10 protein-coding genes and 1 pseudogene are annotated in these 19,860 nt (G+C 57.4%); all 11 read left to right on the top strand.

Going from position 1 to position 19,860, the window contains the following annotated elements; all coding sequences use genetic code 11:
• The first annotated feature begins 22 nt into the window (after positions 1-22).
• Positions 23-12,355 (top strand): hemagglutinin repeat-containing protein, encoded by a 12,333-nt coding sequence (locus QQK16_RS08950; RefSeq protein WP_284196108.1) that lies wholly within the window; start codon positions 23-25, stop codon positions 12,353-12,355.
• Between the two features lie 9 nt (positions 12,356-12,364).
• Positions 12,365-12,823: an SMI1/KNR4 family protein gene (locus QQK16_RS08945; RefSeq protein ID WP_284196107.1), complete on the top strand. Its 459-nt coding sequence runs from the start codon at positions 12,365-12,367 to the stop codon at positions 12,821-12,823.
• A gap of 13 nt (positions 12,824-12,836) precedes the next feature.
• Positions 12,837-13,142 carry a hypothetical protein gene (locus QQK16_RS08940; RefSeq protein ID WP_284196106.1) on the top strand — a complete coding sequence of 102 codons (306 nt, stop codon included), beginning with the start codon at positions 12,837-12,839 and terminating at the stop codon, positions 13,140-13,142.
• A 382-nt stretch (positions 13,143-13,524) separates the two neighbouring features.
• Positions 13,525-15,270, top strand: coding sequence for a hypothetical protein (locus QQK16_RS08935; protein ID WP_284196105.1), 1,746 nt, complete (start codon positions 13,525-13,527; stop codon positions 15,268-15,270).
• Between the two features lie 16 nt (positions 15,271-15,286).
• Positions 15,287-15,568, top strand: a complete 282-nt coding sequence (locus QQK16_RS08930) for a hypothetical protein (RefSeq protein ID WP_284196104.1) — start codon at positions 15,287-15,289, stop codon at positions 15,566-15,568.
• 251 nt (positions 15,569-15,819) lie between these two features.
• Positions 15,820-16,101 (top strand): annotated as a pseudogene (locus QQK16_RS21305) (polymorphic toxin type 30 domain-containing protein).
• On the top strand, positions 16,101-16,526 hold the full coding sequence (locus QQK16_RS08925) for a hypothetical protein (protein WP_284196103.1): 426 nt from the start codon (positions 16,101-16,103) through the stop codon (positions 16,524-16,526). The pseudogene QQK16_RS21305 and the gene QQK16_RS08925 overlap by 1 nt, the downstream one beginning before the upstream one ends.
• A 62-nt stretch (positions 16,527-16,588) precedes the next feature.
• Entirely contained in the window at positions 16,589-16,948 is a 360-nt protein-coding gene (locus QQK16_RS08920; protein ID WP_284196102.1) for a hypothetical protein, read from the top strand.
• 228 nt (positions 16,949-17,176) lie between these two features.
• Positions 17,177-17,431, top strand: a complete 255-nt coding sequence (locus QQK16_RS08915; RefSeq protein WP_284196101.1) for a hypothetical protein — start codon at positions 17,177-17,179, stop codon at positions 17,429-17,431.
• A gap of 505 nt (positions 17,432-17,936) precedes the next feature.
• Positions 17,937-18,374, top strand: coding sequence for a hypothetical protein (locus QQK16_RS08910; RefSeq protein WP_284196100.1), 438 nt, complete (start codon positions 17,937-17,939; stop codon positions 18,372-18,374).
• Between the two features lie 784 nt (positions 18,375-19,158).
• Positions 19,159-19,728 (top strand): hypothetical protein, encoded by a 570-nt coding sequence (locus QQK16_RS08905; protein ID WP_284196099.1) that lies wholly within the window; start codon positions 19,159-19,161, stop codon positions 19,726-19,728.
• The last annotated feature ends 132 nt before the right edge of the window (positions 19,729-19,860 follow it).

The raw sequence follows: 19,860 nt of genomic DNA, 5'->3' as shown, positions 1-19,860 counted from the left end.
CCAGACCCTGGACGTCAGCGGCGTGGGCATCGTCAACGACGGTGGCAGCCTGACCGCCACGGGTGATGTGGTGGTGGATGCGGGTGATGCCGCCTTGAGCAATACCGGTGGCCGTATCGAAACTGCCAACTCGCTGCGAATCAAGGCGGCCGAAGTCCATAGCCGTCAGCAAGGCCGTATTGTGGCGGGTGCTGCGCTGGATATGCAGGCACGGAAACTGTTGAACCAGCAATCCGTACTGGCCAGCGGCGCCAAGCTTGAGTTGCGTGGCTATGAGCTGATCAATAACGACGGTGGTGTGCTCTCCAGCAAGGGGGATGTTGCTCTGGAGGCTGCGATGCTGTCGAACCAGGGCGGGTCGCTCGTGACCGAGGGCGCTATGAGCCTGGTCACGCAGAATGCGCTGAATGGCCGCGATGGCAAGGTCTATGCCGCCAATCGACTGAATGTCGAGGCTGCCGAGGTAGACATGCAGGGCGGTGTGCTGGCCGCTGGTAGTGGCTTGGCTCTGCAGGCTGGTGGCTTGGTGAATCTGGTTGGTGCCACGGTGCAGGCTGGTCAGTCGGTTGATGTGCGTGCTGGTAGCCTGGATGCCAGTAGGGCTACGGCGAGCGTGGAGGGTGATCTGACATTGAAGGCGGCGCAGGTGCGGACTGATGCCGCTCGTATTACTGCGGGTGGTCTGCTGGACTTGGCAGCGGATGGATTCAGCAACGCTGGTGGTGTGTTGCTGGCCGCCAAAGCTGGGCGCTTGGCGGTGTTGGGTACGCTGGACAACAGCGGTGGCAAATTAATGACCGAGCAGGGCTTGGTGGTGACTGCGCAGCGTTTGCTGAGTGTGGGGGGGACCCTGGCCAGCAATGGCGATGTGAGCCTGAGCGCGGCTGAGATCGACAACCAGCGTGGGGCGATGTTCAGTAATGGTCAGATTGCCTTGGCTGCGGCTCGTTTTGATAACCGTAAGGGCTTGGTGCAGGGAAGTGGCAATGTTGAAATGACCGTTGGTCATTTTGATAATGGTCAAGGTGGGGTGGAGGCGGCACAGGCGATAGCGCTGCGTGCTGACCGTGTGGAAAACCAGCAGGGACGCCTTGTTGCCACGGGCAAGCTGGGTATCACGGCCCAGGCCCTGGACAACCAGGGTGGCCTGGCTGTGGCGGCTGGTGAGCTGGTGGTGGACGCGGCCAGCATGAATAACCGTGGTGGTCGACTGGGTGCGGGTACCACGCTGGCGGTGAAGACGGCTGGTCAGCTGGACAACCAGGGGGGCGAAATTGCCAGTAATGGCGCGATGACCCTGACGGCGACCGGCTTGGGTAACGGTGCCGGCGTGATCAGCGCGGGTGGGCAGCTTGACGCGGAGCTGGCGGGCGGTGTGCTGGATGGCGGCAGCGGCAAGCTGCTGGCTGGCGGGCCAATGAACATAAAGGCCGGTGAGCTGCGTCTTGCTGGCGGCACGGTGGCCAGCAACGATGTGCTGAGCTTGGACGTGGCGAAGCTGGATGCCGATGGCGGCACCCTGCAAGCCGACAAGGCGTTGACCTTGAAGATGGAAGCGCTGAGCGCCAAGGGCGGCGCGGCGATACAGACCGGCGGGGACTTGGTGGCGGATGTGCAGACCATGGCCTTGTCTGCCGGCGGCAAGCTGCTTGCCAATGGCAATGCGGATGTGAAAGTGGCCGATCTGGCCCTGAATGGTGGCCAGATAGTGGCTGCAGGCAAGCTGAAGCTGGCGACGCCCAATTTGACGGCGGGTGCAGGCAGCATGCTGGGGGCCGGCGGCCAGCTGGAGATCACTACCCAGGCATTGAATAACGCCGGTACCTTGTCTGCCGGCGGTGATATGCAGCTGAGCGCCAGCCATACCACCAACAGCGGCAAGATGCTGGCCGGTGGCAAGCTGGGCCTAGTGACCGAGCGTTTCGACAATCTGGGTGGGGCCGTTGCGGCCAACCAGCGGGTGGAGATTGCGCTGTCGGGCGACCTGCGCAACAGCGGCCGGATTGAATCGCAGCAGGGCCTGGATGTGGTGGCGCGTGCGATTGATAACACCGGCGGCACCCTGAACGCCAACGGCCAGATCAAGCTGGTGACGGACGATATCGTCAACCGCAATGGCGTGCTGGCGACGGGCGGCAATTTTGTCTTCAACGGTACACGCTTCGACAACACCGGCGGCAGCCTGGTTGCCGAGGGCAGTATCGATATGGCGGCCCAGCAGTTCAGCACGGTGGGTGGCTTGATGAGCGCTGGCGGCAGGCTGGCGGTGAAGGTGGATGGCACGCTGGACAACCGGCAAGGCAAGCTGCTGGCGGGCAGCGACCTGCAACTGAATGGCGCAGGCAGCATCAACAATACCGGCGGCGTGCTGTCTGCCGGCAATAGCATTGTCTTTGGCAGCACGCTACGCGATCTGGTCAACACCGGTGGCGTAGTGTCTACCAACGGCAGCCTGACATTGAACCTGCCCAGTCTGAACAACCGGGGCGGCAAGATACACGCTGGCGCGTTGAGTATCGTGGCGGCCGGCGGCGATGTAGACAATAGCGCTGGGCAACTGGTCAGCAGCGGTGCAATGCGCATCAGCGGGGATAGCCTGAACAACCAGGGTGGTACGGTTTCTGCCGGCGGTAGCCTGGAGTTCACTACCCGGCAAATTCAGAACAACGGCGGAACGCTGGTTGCACAGAACACGCTGGATCTGGGGGCAGCGACGTTGTCGAACAGCGGTGGTACGGTGGCGGCCTTGGCTGGCGACCTGATGATCAATACCCAGGGCCGGGATTTTGACAATAACGGCGGGACGCTGCAGGCCGGCAAGCTGTTGACCGTGAATACGGGCAATTTCAGCAACCTGGGCGGGCGCTTGATTGGTGGCAGCCTGGATTTCACGTCCAGCGGCGCGCTGAGCAATAGCGGCATCATCCACAGCGGTGGTGTGTCCACGGTCAAGGCCGGCTCCATCAACAATAACGCCGGCAGTATTACGGCGGTGGGCCAGTTGACGGTGAATGCCCAAAACGGTGTGCTGGGCAACGCTGGCGGGACCATTGCGTCCAGCGGCGGCGTGACGGTGACCGCCCAGAGTCTGCAGAACAATGGTGGCAAGGTCAGCAGCGAGCAGGCTTTGACCCTCAACAGCGGCACCATCAACAATAGCCAGGGTACGCTGGTGGCCGGCAAGGCGCTGGCCATGAATGGCCTGCAATCGCTGACCAATACCGGCGGGGTAGTTGCCTCGCTGGGCGACAGCCTGACCCTGCATACCGACGGCCGTGACTTTGACAATGCCGGTGGCACCTTGCAGGCCGGCACCAAGCTGGACCTGAGGACGGGCGCTTTCAATAACGCTGGCGGCAAGCTGCTGGCGGGCAGTGAGGTTGCGCTGACGGCTGGCGGTGCAGTGAACAACGATGGCGGGGTGATCAGCAGCGGTACCGACAAGGCTGCCGGTATTGTTAAGGTGACCGGCAATGGCATCAGCAACAATGGCGGCCAGATACAGGCATCGGGCGATATCACCCTGGATGCCGGCAGCAAGGCACTGAGCAACAACGGCAGCAGCGCGGCGATAGTTTCGGGCGGCGCGTTGAGCGTGACCGCCGGCAGCGTGGCCAACCAGGCCGGTTACATGGGTGCCGCAGGCAACCTGACGCTGACTGCGAATGGCGGTGCGATTGATAACGGCGGCGGCAAGGTGGTGAGCAATGCCGACCTGATGGTGAAGGGTGCCAGCCTCAACAATGCTGGCGGCCAGATAGGCAGCAAGCAAATCACCAAGCTGGTGGTGGACAACTCGGTGAACAACCGCGGCGGCAGCATATTGGCCAGCACGGTCGATATCGGTGCGACCTCGCTGGACAACAGCGCGGGTGGTGACATTGAAGGCAACCACATCAATATTGCCCTGAAGGAAACCGAAGCCGGCGTTTTCAATAACGACGGTGGCAAGGTGATATCGAACAACGGGATCAAGCTGATTGCCCATGGCGTGAGCAATGCCGGTGGCGTGTTCTCTGCCAAGGGGACGCTGGATGTGAAGGCCAGCAGCCTGATCAATACCGGCGGCCAGCTACTGGCCGATGCCGACCTGCTGCTCAATGCCAGCCGCTTCAGTGCCGATGGCCTGACCAAGGCCCAAGGCGGCGTTACCATGACCATCGGTTCGGACTACACCAATACCGGGGTGGTCAGCGCCAATGGCGTGGTGAACTATGTCATCAAGGGCAAGCTGCAGAACAGCGGGACTGTATCGGCCGTCAGCGGCCTGAATATCACCGCAGATGGCCTGAGCAATACAGGCGAGATCTATGCGCCGACCACCTATGTGGAATCGACCGGCAATCTGAGCAATAGCGGCCTGATTGATGGCGGCACGGTGACGGTGACCGCGTCGGGTGGCGATATCGCCAACACCGGCCGCATCTACGGCGACAAGCTGACGGTAGTTGCCAGCGGTAATGTCTCGAACTCGGCTGGTGGCGTGATTGCGGCGCGGGCCGGTGGCTTGAGCATAGGGGCTGGCACGCTCAGCAACAGCGGTAATGGTTTGATCTACAGCATGGGCGACCTGAGCATAGGCGCCAATGTGGAGAATGCGGGCAGCACCATACAGGCGGCGGGCAACCTGGGCATTACCGGGGCGGTGAGCAACCTGAATACCGATGTGGTGACGCGTGACAAGAGCACCAGCGTACACAAGGTGGAGATACTGCGGAACGGGGCGACTGAGTCGTTCGGTGCGGAGCGCTTTGTGGGCCTGGGTGGCATCAAGGTCCAGTTTATTGTGGACCCGGCGACCTATGGCAAGCGCCAGCGCTTGGCCGTGGCCTATACGGTTGAGCGTAGCCGTGATTGCGACCCCAATTGCGAACACACCTTCAACTATGCGTACGACTCGCCCATCTTTGAACAATATGGCCTAGCCAGGCCGCCGGCACCGCCGGCAGACCCCAGTGCGAATGTCTGCAAGGGCAGGGGTAAGAACGAGACCTGCAATACCGCCGGTTACTTTTACACCCAAGAGGCGCTGCCGTTCTATCAGGCGCTGGATGCCAAGATCAGCGCCACCAATGCGGCGATCGACCACGACAACCGCACGGAAGAATTTGAAGACTATGTAGTGCGCGACTACACCGAGACACGCCGAGAGCAAGAGGTGGTCTCGGCCACGCTGGGCAAGATACTGGCGGGCGGGAACCTGGCCATCAATGGCTCGGTGACCAATGCTGGTTGGCTGGTAGCGGATGGCACCCTGGCGGTAGCCGGTGGCAGCGTGGACAACACGGCGGGGCAGGGTTATGCCGAGGTGGTGCGCAGCGGTACTGCCCAGAACACCTGGGTGGATTGCAATGCCGACTGGAAGGGCAAGTGCAGGCACAGGCGCATATGGGACACGGCTGGGGTGTATAACCCCGGTGCCGAGCGTGTCACGACCGTGCCCAGCACGGTGCGCTATGAATCGAACGCGGGCGACGCAGGCGGTGGTGGCGTAGAAAGCCGTAAGGATGCCCAGAGCAGTGGCCCGGTGGCGGGCGAGGGGGCTGATGGCAAGGGTAATGACCGCAAGCCGAATACGTCGGCCGGCGGCGGCAACACCACGGGTGTGGGTGCGCCTACGGGTAGTGCATCGGTTACTCAACCGGGTGGCAGCGGTGGCACGGCGACGCGCCCTGGTGCCGGTAGCGGCAGCAGCAGCCGCCAGGATACCCAGCTGAGCAACCAAGCCCCGCTGGATGTGGATGGCCCGGTGGTGGCCGGCCCCGACCAGGTCAAGGTTGGCCAGACGGGCAGCATAAGCAGCCAGCAGGCGGACAACCGGACTCGCGTCAACCCGATTGATGTCCCGGTACGGGCCGGCGTGGTGGGCAATGTGCCGACCGAGCAGGGCGTGGACCCGGCTGCGAAGGCGGATACGCCCTTGCAGGCTGGCAGTGCGGGGGCTACCCCGGTAGAAGCGCCTGTTGGCAATGGCAGTGGCACGACCGTGAAGGTGGACAGTGCCACCAACCCCAATAGCACCGCTGCGCCTGCTGCGGGCGAGCCGCTGCGGGCCGCTGTGGATGAGCGCCCGGATGCCATCGCGGTGCGACTGACGCAGGAAGCGGATGACGCATCGACGCAGGGGACAATGACTGCGCTGGAGGCACCCAAGCCACAGGTATCCAAGCCTGAGGGCGCCGGTAAGGCGGGCAGCACTGGCACGCAAGCCACCAGCGGTGCGGGCACGCCTGCGGTTAAGCCGCAGGAAGCGGTGACCCGCGTGGCGGACCCGGTGAAGATACCGGACAACCAGTTGTTCAAGCGCCATGACAACCCGGACCACCCTTATCTGGTGGAAACCGACCCGCGCTTTACCCAGTACAAGCAGTTCTTGGGTAGTGACTACTACCTGGGGCAATTGCAGCTGGACCCCAGCCGCACGTTGAAGCGCATAGGCGACGGCTTTTATGAGCAGCAGCTGGTGGCGGAGCAACTATTGAAGCTGAGCGGCCGTGGTTCGCTGCCGGGGATGAACCTGGAGGCGAGCTTCCGCGACCTGATGGATGCGGGCGTGAGCTATGGCCAGCGCCTGCAACTGACGCCTGGCGTGGCGCTGACGGGTGCCCAGATGGCGCAGCTGACCGACGATATTGTCTGGCTGATTGAAGAAGAAGTGAATGGCCAGAAGGTGCTGGTGCCGCGCGTTTACCTGCGTCACGGCAGCGATGGCCAATTGCGCGCCGACGGTAACTTGATGGCGGGTAACCGTGTGGCCCTGGATGTGACCGGTACGGTGAACAACAGCGGCCGCATTGGCGCCCACAACGACCTGGTGATACGTGGCACTGATATCGTCAATGCCGGTGGCCGCATACAGGGCAATGAAGTGGCCCTGATTGCCCGCCAGGACCTGATCAATCTGTCTGGCCAGATCAGCGGTGGGCAGAGTGTTTACCTGGATGCGGGGCGTGATCTCAAGATCGAGACACGTACCATTGATACCGTGGGTTTGAGTGGTACCCGCGTCAATATCGATCGCCTTGCCAGCGTGACCGGTGGCGATGTGGTGATGCAGGCTGGCCGCGATATCCGCGTGCTGGGCGGCGATGTACATGCCGGCGGCAACCTGAGCCTGGATGCCAAGGGAAAGATAGACCTGCTGGCCCTGGCTGGCGGCAGCAGCAACAATGTGGACCTGAGCCGTGGCAATTACCTGCGGGACAGCCAAACCACCCACCAGACCACCAATATGACCGCCGGTCAGAGCCTGATCTCCATGGCGAACGGCGGTATCAAGCTGTTTGGCGCCAACCTGCTGGCTGGCGGCCTGCTGGGCCTGAGCGGTGCGAGCCTGGATATCAGCGCGGCAGTGGACAGCAGCAGCTTTGGCGTGCGTACCTCGGACCACAAGAGCTACCTGGGCTATGGCGGGAGCAGCGAAGCGCTTGCGGGCGGCGTGTTGGCCAACAAGGGCGATATGAACCTTATCGCCAAGGTGGGCGACCTGCGCATTGTGGGCGGCAAGCTGAGCAGCGATGGGCAGCTATCGCTGACCAGTGCCGGCAATGTGCATATCGGTAGCGTCAATCTGCAGCAGGAAAGCTATCTCGACAGCTTTACGCAAAGCCGTAACCTGGTGTCGAAGAAGAGCACCGAAATCCATGATCAATCGAGCCTGACGCTGGCGACAGGCAGCCTGCTGTCGGCTAACCGCATTGCCATCATGGCCGGGCAGGACCTGGGGATCAGTGGCAGCCAGGTGGTGGGCAGCAAGGATGTGTCGCTGTTTGCCACGGGCAATATCAATATCGAGGCCGCACGCAGCAGTTGGACGGAAAAGCACTTCCTGGAAGTGAAGCAGAGCGGTTTCAACACTGCCACGCAAGGTATCGGTTTCAGCTACGACAAATCGACCCAGCGCAGCGATATCAACGCCCAAGGCAGCGTGCAAAGCGATGTGCGCAGCATGGTGGGCAGCCTGGGTGGCAACCTGCTGATCGAAGCCGGCAAGCAAGTGAGCATCGTGGGCAGCGACCTGGCAGCCAACCGTGCCAGCACTGACCTGACCAAGGCGACCGGCCATATCGATATCAAGGCCGAGAACATCGTTATCAAGCCGGGCCAGGATAGCGACCAGACCATTGCCAAGTTGTATACCCAGCAGAAGGGTATCGGCCTTGCCTTGGTAGGGACGCCGCTGGATACCTTCCGCAACCTGAAGGCGACCGCTGATAGCGATGCCAGTGGTGCGCGGAAGATGCATGACGTGGCCGGCGAGCTGTTTGCCAGCCAGTTGACGGCACCGCAGTTGGCGCTGACCTACAAGAAGAGCGAAACCAGCAGCACGACCGAAACCCAAAGCACCACCCAGGTGGGCAGCAGCCTGACGGCTGCCGGCAATATCCAGCTGCGCGCCAGTGGCAGTGGCAAGCTGGATGCTGCGGGTAAGCCGGTTGACGGCGATATCAGCATTGCCGGATCGTCGCTCAACGCGGGCGAGCTGGCCTTGCTGGAAGCCAAGCGCAACGTCAGCCTGCAGTCGGTTGCCGATAGCGGTAGCTCCAGCAGCGAGAGCCAGAGTAGCGGCAAGTCGATCAGCACGGCGGTTGCATCGCTGGGTGATATTGCGCGCCTGGCCCATGGCGGCCCCAATAGCAGTGGCGTGGGCGCCTCGCCCTATAACAGCCGCGAAAGCGAAGAGCAGGGCAGCAGCAAGGGCACCCAGCAAACCGTTACCACCATTACGGCCAACCAGATCGCCATCAATAGCAGCGAGGGTGATATCCGTGCTGCCGGTGTGGCGCTGAGCGCCAAGGGCGATATCGACCTGAGCGCCAAGCAGGGGCAGATCACACTAGCGGCGGTTGCCAACACCAACCAGCAGGAAGGCCATGGCAGCAGCAAAGTCGTGGGCGATATGGGGGGCAATGGCACCAGCCTGAGCATAGGTGTGCGCAAGCAGGACCATAGCGCCAGCCTGGACCAGACCAACCAGAGCGCGGTGCGCAACCAGGTGATCAGCCAGAACGGCAGTATCAACCTGACTGCCAAGGACGAGGTGAAGGTGCAGAGCACCGAGCTGATCGCCGGGCGCGACTTGTCTGTGACAGGCAGCCATATCGACATCCAGCCTTCGGTGGACACCGAGCAGCACCGCCAGCAGCAGACCAGCAGCCAGTATGGCGTGACCGCCGCGCTGAGCAACAGCATGGTCAATGCCGTGAACTCGGTGGTGCAGAATGCCGAGAAGGCCGAGCAGACCGAGGACAAGCGGCTGGCTGCGCTGTATGGCGCCAAGGCCGCGATGGATGGCTACAACGCCGTACAGAATATCCAGGCCGGCTCGCAAAGCGCCAGCAGCTTCAAGGTGACGATCAGCATCGGTGGTGGTGAGCAGGAAAGCCAGAGCAGCAGCGCCACCACCCAGAACCTGGGCAGCGTGCTGAAGGCCGGCGAAAACCTGAACCTGACGGCCACCGGCAGCGGCCAGAAGACTGCCGATGGCTTTGCCAGCGATGGTGACATTGTCCTGGCCGGCGCTGACCTATCGGGCAAGAACGTGACGCTGACGGCTGCCCGCGACATTCTGGCCACCAGCGCGCAGAACAAGACCGAGCAGCAAGGCAGCCAGCAGGGTAGCAATGGCAGCATAGGCATAGGCTTTGGTGTAGGCGAGCAGACCGGCTTTACGCTGGAACTGGGCGCCAGTACCAACCAGGCCAAGCAGAACGGCAGCAGCCTGAGTAACCAGGAAACCCAGATCGTTGCCACCAACACGCTGACGCTGGACAGCGGCCGTGACACCTTGATCCAGGGTGCGCAGCTGAAGGGTGACAGCGTGGTGGCCGACGTTGGCCGCGACCTGCGGATAGAAAGCCTGCAGGACAGCTCGAAGTTTGACAGCAAGGAGAGCAGCGGCGGCTTTAGCGCCAGCATCTGCGTACCGCCGTTCTGCTTTGGCAGCACGGTATCGGGCAGCGTGAGCGCCAGTGCCGGCAAGATCAACAGCAACTACCAGAGCGTGGTGGAGCAGAGCGGCCTGTATGCCGGCAAGGGTGGCTTCGACATTGATGTGGGCCGCCATACCGAGCTGACCGGTGGCGTGATCGCCAGTGCCGCAGACGCGGACAAGAACCGCATCAGCACCGACACGCTGGCCTTCCGCGACCTGCAGAACCAGGCCGAGTACAAGGCTGGCAGCCTGGGCGTGACCGTGAGCGGCAGCAGCGGCAACCTGAACCAGGGTGCCCCTGTGGACAGCGGCGTGCAGGACTTTGCCGACGAATGGAACAAGGCCCCGACCGACCCGCGCAAGGACGCTGGCAGCCAGACTGGCGCCAACCCGAACATCGGCCTACCCAGCGCTGATTCGGCCAGCGGCACGACCGCCAGCGCGATAGGCGCCGGCACGATTGAAGTGCGCAGCGACCAGGGCACGGGCCAGGACAGCACGGCAGGGCTGAGCCGTGACACGGCAGCGGCCAATGGCGCCATCGACCAGATCTTTGATGAAAAGGCGGTGCGAGCACAGCAGGAGCTATCGCGCCTGACTGGCGAGGTGGGCTTTAAGTTGGTGGGGGACCTGGCCAGCAGCCAGAAGGCTGATGCTGAGAAGCGCCTGGCGGAAGCCAAGGCCAGCGGCAACCAGGACGCCATCAATGCAGCCCAGGCTGATGTGAATGCCTGGAGTGACGGCGGCAGCTACAAGGTCGTGATGCATGGCTTGACTGGCTTCTTGCAGGCCAAGCTGGGCGGCGGCAATGTCAGCGCCTCTACCCTGGCAGCGCTAGGCAACGAAGCCATGCTGCCGTATCTGGCGGACTACCTGAAGAGCCAGGGCTTGAAGGAAGGATCGTCGGAGTTCAACAGCCTGCTCAAGCTGGGCAGTGCGGTCGTGGGCAGCGCGATAGGTCAAGTCGTGGGTGGCGGCCAGGCGGGTGCCTCGACGGCGGTTGCGGCGACGACGAACAACTTCCTAAAGCACACTGACGTATTGGCGCTTAAGGGGGAGTTGGCACGCTGCAAGGCTAAATCCGGTGGGTGTTCGGACGACGAAGTAAAGGCTATCGCAAATAAGTATGTGGCGATATCCAGCCAAAATATTGCGAATGAGCAGAAGTGCGTTGCTGCTGGTAATGTGCAATGCGTAATCAATATGATTGGGCAGGCTGCTGATAGCACAGAGTTGAGCGGTGTCTTGCCCGTCGGTTTTGGAGAGGTTGAGCGCGTACTCATTACGCGGCAGGATAATATCCAGACATACCATACTGTTCGTGGACAATATTCCTTGTATGGTTCAGATGTTGCGCAAGCGCAGGAAATTGCAAAGTTCCGAAAGGAAAATTGCATTGGAATGAGCTCATCGGCGTGCGATCAGAAAGTTCAAAAAGCACTTGATGATCGCCAAATACGAGCATTCCTTACAATGGCAGCAACGAGCACCATGCCTGTTGTTGCCAATGGGTTACGTGGTGTGCGTATACCTGGCAAGCCTAATGCTGGAACTGCCGTTGCAGGAGAGACTACGGCTGGGCGTGGAGGTGTGAATGGCAAAACTAATACTGTTAGCGATGTCGAGTTCAACCCTGCGACAAACAAGTACGAAATTGTCTCCACTACAGATGTGCCTGCTGGAAGCTTGTCAGGAAAGAAGGTAGATGCCACTCTAACCGAGCAGAATCCGGTAACAGGCGTGTTCAAGCCGGTGACACCAGGCACAGCAGTCGTGGTGGCAAAGCCGACCAGCCCCACGGTGGGGGGGGGCGTCGCCGCGTCGTCTGCCGGCCAGCCTGCGACCGGCACAAGCCTGGTCACGACTACGTCAGGGACGTCTTTGGTGGTCGTGAACGGCAATGGTATGCTGAAGCCATCGACGGGTGCAGGGCAGGGTGGAAGTGCTGCGGCTGGGGATGTGCTGCTGTTGGGGTTGGGGCCGATTGATCCGAGTAGGGTGATGGTTCCCACTAGTGCAAGTGCTGTTGTGCCAGATAATCCAACAGCATATAGTGTGGTCTATGAAATGAAACTTGATCCAGCGGATTTCGGAAAGAGCCGATCGGTGCATTTCAACCGGGCTAATGCAGCGCTGGACACTGCCTTAAAGAACGATGCACAGTTTGCATTCATGATGGAAGGCTTAATTCCTGGCGTTCAATCGTCTGTATCATCTATTGGTGGACGTGCTACTCCGATTAATTGGACTTGGGAACATGCATCTTCCTCAACTGCTAACGGACAGATCGGGGTGATGAGATTAGTACCGACAGAGCAGCACACGCCTGGTTCTGCTTTTTGGCGTATTCTGCATCCAAACGCTGGTGCGGCAGGAGGCTATTCTGAATGGGCTATTCCTGCTGGCGCACCTAAGAATTAAAGGATATTGATGAATTTCGAACGATTGAACATTAATATTGGCGGATTGCCATCTCTTGGTTTTCAGGGGGCAGACGGTGTGTTTGATCAGGTTGCTGCTTTAGTGGGGGCTCCATTGCCTGAGTCATACCTAAAGCTGATACGCACCGCGGATGGAGGGCATCCAGAGGTGGGGTGCTTCCTCATTCCCGGAGGTAATGATGGGAACCTTTTTGAAGTGGACCACTTCTACGCCTTCAGCAATTCAGCTGCGGAAAGTATTTTAGATGCTCTTGACAAATGGAGGGGGATTGGCGATGGCACTTTGCCAATTGGCAGGGATGGAGGGGGAAATCAGATATTTTTGGATATGAGTACTGGAGGGGGTGTGTGGATAATTTTGCATGATGAGAACATGCTAAAAATAAAAATTGCTGAGAGCTTTGAAGAGTTTATCCATGGCCTCAGGCTAAATCCTGATTTCATTTGAGATGGAGGAAATTATGGATAGATATGCAGAGAAACCGTTTCTGAGGTTGCTGGAGTGTTATGTGCTGAACGCTATTGGAAAGCTTGAAGAAAGCCAGCGCATGGCATTGCAGCAGATGGAGCCGAAACTACGCGATGTTTACAAAATAGATGGCTCTTGGGTTGATATTGTTGCTGAGCAAATGGATTTCTCTAGTGAACTAAATGAGCAATTGCGGAGCATTTGGAACGGCTATGCTGAATATGTGAGGAGGCAAGGACTTGAACCCGATCCAAGTAAGTTCGCAACGCAATTCGTTGATGAGAACTTTCCAAGTTAGGAATAATACTATTACTGGAGGTTGCTGCCCTGTTCGGTGTTCACAGCAGCTCCCTCAACCTGCCCCAATCCCTCAAATTTTGAGGTAAAGGGGGCCGTTTTGGCAAAAAAACGCATCAGCCCTGCCTAAATATTAAGCATTTCAGCCGGTATTTTTGGCTAAGTTGGTTAATATTTTGGCAGGCTATGGGCGCAAACCATCCCGAACACCACGGTTCGCTCTCTTTCTCTGTCGAAAGGCCGGATCTAAAATCGCAAATAATACCCTTTCAATAATCCACCACAGCCTAAATACGACGTTCCCCCGGTATCCAGCAGCCTTGCGCAGGGTTATCTATCTGTCCTAGGCCACCGCACTGGACGGCGAGCGTTACAACCGGCAATTGCATCCATCCGAAACGGACTGGATCAAGAAAAATGCCGCCAAGTACGCCGCCCAGCTCTGCAATGGCTGTAAGCCCACGGCCGCGCAGATTGAAGCCGCCACCGCCGCCCTGACCCGCGAAGCCCTCAAGGAAGTGGACTTTGTATGGCGTAGCGGCCTGACCAATGGCGAAGATGCCACGGCAGCCGCCTTCCTGGCCGCAGCCAGCGGCACCTTCATCAACGAGATCGGCAAGCAGCAGCAGCTGTTCACGGTGGAACACGGCCAGTTCTTTGCGGCCCAGCAAGGCCTGTGGGAGACAGACAGCGACTTCATCCGCAAATACGGCACCAGCGGTATCACGCGAAATATCTACTGGGGTGCGCTGCAGGAAGCAAAAGAGCTGGGTGCCAGCATAGGCTCGGCCTATGCCAGGGACCCGCTGAAGTTCCAGTACGAGACCGCGAAGGGTGTGCTGTCAAGCGCCGTCAACGGGATACTGCACCCGCTGGACACCTTGTCGAATGTGAAGGACGGCTTTGTATCGAACAGCAAGGGGATAGGCGAGGCTGCCGCTGCCGTAGTGGACAGCAATGCCCGTGACCACCTGAACAAGCTGTATGGGCAGGATGTGACGGCGGCAGTTGGTATCTCAGGCGTGGTTGGCACGGTGACCACGGTGGGTACGGCTGTTGGTGCGGGCAAGCTGGCCTCGGCGACGGTACAGGTCGGCACCAAGGTGGCGGTGAACGCGGCTGAGCAAGGCGCGATCAATGCCATCAAGGATGCGCCCAAGGTGGTTGTGGATGCGGCGTTGGGTGGCAAGAAACCTAACGGTGGCAGTGGGGCGCAGAAGCCGGCGACGCCAACGGATGGCGTGACGGCGAGCAAGCCAGGCTTGGACTATCCGGGCCCTGTATCGGGAGGCAAGATACCTGACACGGGTGCGAGTGGCGTGGGTACGCCAGGCAAGCCTGCGACAGGTAGCGGGACAACGGGCGCCACGGCAGGGGCGGGCAGTACGGGCACGGGCATTGCGGCTGGCAAGCCTGACGCAGGTACGGGCGTGTCTGCCAAGCAGCCAGGCGAATATCTCGATCAGGCAACGGAAGTAGTGCCTGTGCAGGCGTATGGCAACGGTGCGAACCCGTCGCCATCGCTGGGTAGCAATACGGCAGGCCATGGCGGAGCCGGCACGAAGGCACCGGAAGGCAGTGGCACGGGCGGACTGCCCGTGGTAGTGTCGAACGATGACGTGCTGGCGTTGGGGCAGGGGCCGGTTGATTTAAATCGGGTGGTGGTTCCAAACACAACGCCGCAGTTGTCACCCCGGATTGACATTAGCGATCACTTTGTCATGACCCCCAAGGGTGGTGAGGTACGCCTACGTTATAGGGCTGAGGTCGATGCAGATATGCACTACCTTGACGCCACGGTTAACCGAGACGGTATTCTTGGCTTTGATATTAGCGCCCAGGGCAATCGCGAGCTTTACGGTTCAGGGAAAGATATGTTCTATAGCCTCATGAACCGACTAGAACGCGAAGGAATTGAGGTAAAGGGGGTCAGAGGGCAATGGTATGACGGCCAGGGTAGTGACAACTATGCCCAGTTCCGTAACTTGCTAGACCAAAAGATGTCCCCTGCAGATGCTGCACTCAATACCTGGACTGGTAAACGGGCACAAGAGTTTGGCTTCAGTAGCCCGATCAAAATCAATGATTACGGAACTGACGTTCAGGTGGTCTTTGGACGCGAACCGTAAGAGGGAAGGAGTGATTGTGAGTAAAGAGCCAATACCTGAATTGACTGAAGAACAAGCAATATTTTGGAGGGGTAGAGCCAAGCATTGTTCTTCAGTGACCCGTCTCATGAGAGATATTGCTGCCGAGTATGGGCTAAAGAGAAACGATGTTGGGTTCATGCTGGCTGATATTTTTGAATTAACTAATGGCGATGAAACCCAAGTGGTTTGGATGTGGGACTTTGATCGAAATGGTCGTGGACTGGCTGATGAAGTAATCGACCAGCGGCTCGCTCACTTACTAAAGCAAGCCCTGTAGCGACCGTTTGGAGCAGTAAGTCGATTGCTGACTTATTGTTCCAAACAAGCCATCCTGGGTACTGGGTACTGGGTACTGGGGCCTGGGGCCTGGTGACGGACCACAATTGCCTACGTCTATTGAGAATCTCCGTAAAAGTCTTGTATCGCCCAACACTGGCAATTTCAGTGATTTGTCAGGTGCCTCGATGCAGGAACTATTAGCAAGGGTTCCGAGCGGCGCAACTATGCGGAAACTAACTCCTGCACCAGTTGGGTGTAGAGTTCAAGTGGGTTGATGAAAAAGGCATAACACATCGGCTTAGAACTCATGACATGGACCCTAGCGCCCCTACAGGCTCTAATGCGGCTGATGGCTAGATTTTCCGGCATCAAGCAGGCAAGAGATACTACGACCCTTTAGTGCAGGATTTCAGGCACCATCAGGTCCATAACTCCGATAGCCCATTTTATGCTCCGGCGGGCGCTAATAACACGCACATTCCAATCGGCACTCCGCCGCAGTGGATGATTGACCTAATAAGGTGGCAATAATGACTGCGGAAAAAATCATCAACTTGATCGATAGCTCTCCCTCAGGGACGAGGGACCTATTGCTGGATGAGCTTAATGATTGCATTGCCGCCGGGGACTTGGGCTCCATGAGGCCTGATGATATTGTCGATAAAATTTCTGCACTTGTCCCGCCTCATAGCAATCTTGCGGAGCAGGAGAGTCTATTCAACGTTATTTCTTCAATTTATCTAGGCGGAGAGTGCCATGAAAGAATAGAGGAGATTGTTTTAAGTAGACTTTTCCACTTAAAGGCGAGCTCCTTGGTCCATGCACTTGAAATTCTCGCGGCTTCAAAGCTTGCCAATAAAAGAGAGCTGCTGCGAGATTTTGCCAAGCATGAAAATGAATTCATCAGAAAATTGGCAAATTCTCTTTTGGAACAAAATGGTGGAGGTGGTTTGTAGTTCCAAACAAAGCGTCTGCAGCTACAGACTATCTTGCAAGTATTCGCGCTGGAGCACGCTCGGTGGATGGGTTGCTTAATGTCAATGGTCGGGACATTGCCAGTGCTATTGACGGAGTTACAGGGCAATCTACTGCGATTGCTAAGCCAATACGTAACGGTGACTTGAAGGTGGGTATATTGGGCGATGATCTATTTGAGCGCGCATTAGGGGCAAAGAGCAATGAATTGGCAATTGCCACAGGCAATAAACTATATTTGCGTCGCAGTTCAAGCTCTATTCTAACGGATACCGTCCATGAAGGAACCAACGGCTTAGATTATTTGAACGGGTATGGCCTTGATATGTCAAAAAGGCGCTGGCAGTGGGAAAAAAACGTGCGTTCTATTATGAACGACAGTATCAAATCGCATCTGCGGTGACTCCGGAATTTTCCGCGCCTAACGAAATGCTTGTTCATATCTGGGGGAATTTCAAGAATGACATTCACCATCCTGACATGTGAGAAATGATCGTGCTGATTAATGACATGGCCGTGTTGGTAAGCACAGACAAAGCCAATCAATCCCTAATTGCGGAGTTGGACTCTGTGGGAGATAAAGGGGTGCGTCGAATATGTATTACCTTACTGGGCTGGCTCCGAGGGGACGATGACTCAGTTCGATGAGTACGTTGAAATGCAAGCTATCGGTGTTGAACCGCTGGATGCGTATTTGGCAGCAAGACACAATAGTCTTGATCAAGTTACTAGCATACGCATGCTTAGGGAGGTTTATGGACTTTCTCTAGATGATGCTAAGAAGGTCAGCTTCAAGGGCGATACTGGGGTCGAATACAATGAGCAGGAGGGGACCTTGGTGGCTGAATTTACTAAAGTACTTGATGATGAATTGGGGTTGGATTAGCAGGCTGCTGCACTATTCGGTGTTTACAACAACTCCGTCACTCTGCCCCCACCCCTCAAATTTTGAGGTAACGGGGCAGTTTCTGGCAAGAAGTCGCATCAGACTAGCCTAAATGTTAAGCACTCCAGCCGGTTATAGCGGCTAAATTGCTTATTACTTAGGCATCCTGTAGGCGATGGGCGCAAGCCGACCAGCCCCACGGTGGTGGGTGGCGGCGCCGCGTCGTCTGCCGGCCAGCCTGCGACTGGCACAAGCCTGGTCACGACTACGCCAGAGACGTCTTTGGTGGCCGTGAACGGCAATGGTATGCTGAAGACATCGACGGGTGCAGGGCAGGGTGGGAGTGCTGCGGCTGGGGATGTGCTGCTGTTGGGGCTGGGGCCGATTGACCCGAGTCGGGTGGTGGTTCCAAACAATACTCAGCTACTCAACCAATCAGGCGGCGTTGGTGGCGTAAGCTTCCCTCACACTGAGGCTTGGGCGCACTACATCCATTGCTGAGCTAATGGAATCTGGTGCTGTGCCTGGGCAAAGAGGTGTAGTTATCACGGATAGGACAGTTAATTTCGGCGATCTTTACACGTTGAGTCAAAATGCCGGTGGAATTGAGTTTTCGTTGGTATCTCAAAGGGTGTATGGGCAATTGGTGAAGGTGCTATATAGCGGCGATGCTTGGGTTAGTCCCGTACCATTTGGAGCAAGACCAATTGCTCACGTTCATCCGAATGTGATTCCAGGCCAGGAAGTTCCTTCGCTCGCTGACATCAATCTTCTCAGTGATCGATATTATGAGAAGCTTCTCGCCAATCCAAACGCACGACCAGAGCCGAGCCGTATTGTTTGGGGAGCGGGCAATACAGACAACACCATTTATTATGGTGGGGTAGGTAAGGAATATACGATTATTAAAACGCCAAAGGGGAACCAAATTGTCTACCAATAAGCCCGTCTTTACGGATGACTTTGTGGATGGCGTGCTGTTTGGCAATGGGCTAACACTGGCTGATTATTTTGTGCGCAAGTCGCCAGTCTCGGAAGCCGTATGCTATCTAGACAGGAATGGACAGCAGTTCTACTTGTCGATCGGTAATGATGAGCTTTTTAAGGCGGCACTTGCGAGATTAATCACGCTTGGAGTGAGAATTGTCGTACTGTGAATAGCCTGGCTGTTTGGTGCGGCAATTGAACTTTTCACTTGCCGTTCCAAACAGTGCCGGTTTTACTGATCGTGCCGCTACGCTTTCATTCGGTGAGCTAAGAGCGCTTTAGGCAGCTGGGCTGTCTCGTACTGAGATTGCACAGAGTCTTGAGTTGAATGGTGACATTTTCTTGTTCCGAGGAACATCGCCTGGATGGGCCGGAAACCCGGGCTCTCAGGCAACGGCAGCATCAGCATCTGTTGACACATATGTCGCTACTGTGTTTGCTTTAGAAGCAAGAGGCCAAGTGGGACAAGGCGTTCTTCAAGCGCAGGTATTTAGCGTCGGTGGAAATCCTCTGATAAAGGAGGTGCAGTATAGCCCGTCCACGGCAGGCCTGCCGCTTGCCGAGCGATCTCAGCATGTAGGTGAATATTACAAGTTCACCTATAATGATGGAAGCAAGGTAAAGGTAATAAACCCCGAGACTTATAAGATGGGAAGTCCAGAAAAGAATACGGACTATTTTAATCAACAAGGCCGTGGTATTGTTTATGATCCAGCCACCAGGACATGGAGACTGAAGTAGTGAAACTGAACTTGGATTGGGCTGCGCCAGTTGTACCTGGAAGAACTATGATGGGTCTAGGTCTTGGCATGGGAGAGAACGAAGTCTGGTCTTTGTTAGAGGAGGGGCGAGTTGGCAGCAAGGATGGGGATGGTAAATTTCAGGTGAAATTTACCAATTCACCTTTGCTGCTGGTAGAGCCCGCAATAGGGGGGGCTGTATTGCGGGACGTCAATAGTAATAATCCGAATACACATGAATTTGACGAAGTGTTTTCTATGGGATTTAAAGATGGTCTGTTAATGCATCTAGTTGCATCTTTGACTTACGGGGCAAGTCTTTGCCATTACAAAGGCAAGATGTGGAATGATATTGAATTAGGCAGCCCCGTGGCGTTAATTCTTAAATATTGTGAAGTTGAGTTTGACTCTGGGGATGAGTTATTTTACCCGGTAAATGCTGAATTTTTTGGGTTTAGCATTGGCGGTGCAAGCAGCTCACTTGAAGAAGATCCGAGTCAAACTGTGTCTTATATGCGAATATATGCCATCGGAGATCTGATGCAAGAAACCAAATCGGATGGCTGCTGAATTGCTGCCCTGTTCGACGTTCACAACAGCCCCCCAACCTGCCCCCATTCCTCAATTTTTGAGGCAATAGGGGCCGCGCGAGGCAAGAAATCGCATCAGCTCTGCCTAAATATTAAGCACCTCGACCGATCT

The sequence above is a fragment of the Chitinimonas prasina genome, assembly GCF_030160395.1.
In the GTDB taxonomy this organism is placed as follows: Bacteria; Pseudomonadota; Gammaproteobacteria; order Burkholderiales; family Chitinimonadaceae; genus Chitinimonas; species Chitinimonas prasina.
This window is presented reverse-complemented; position numbering and strand designations above follow the sequence as displayed.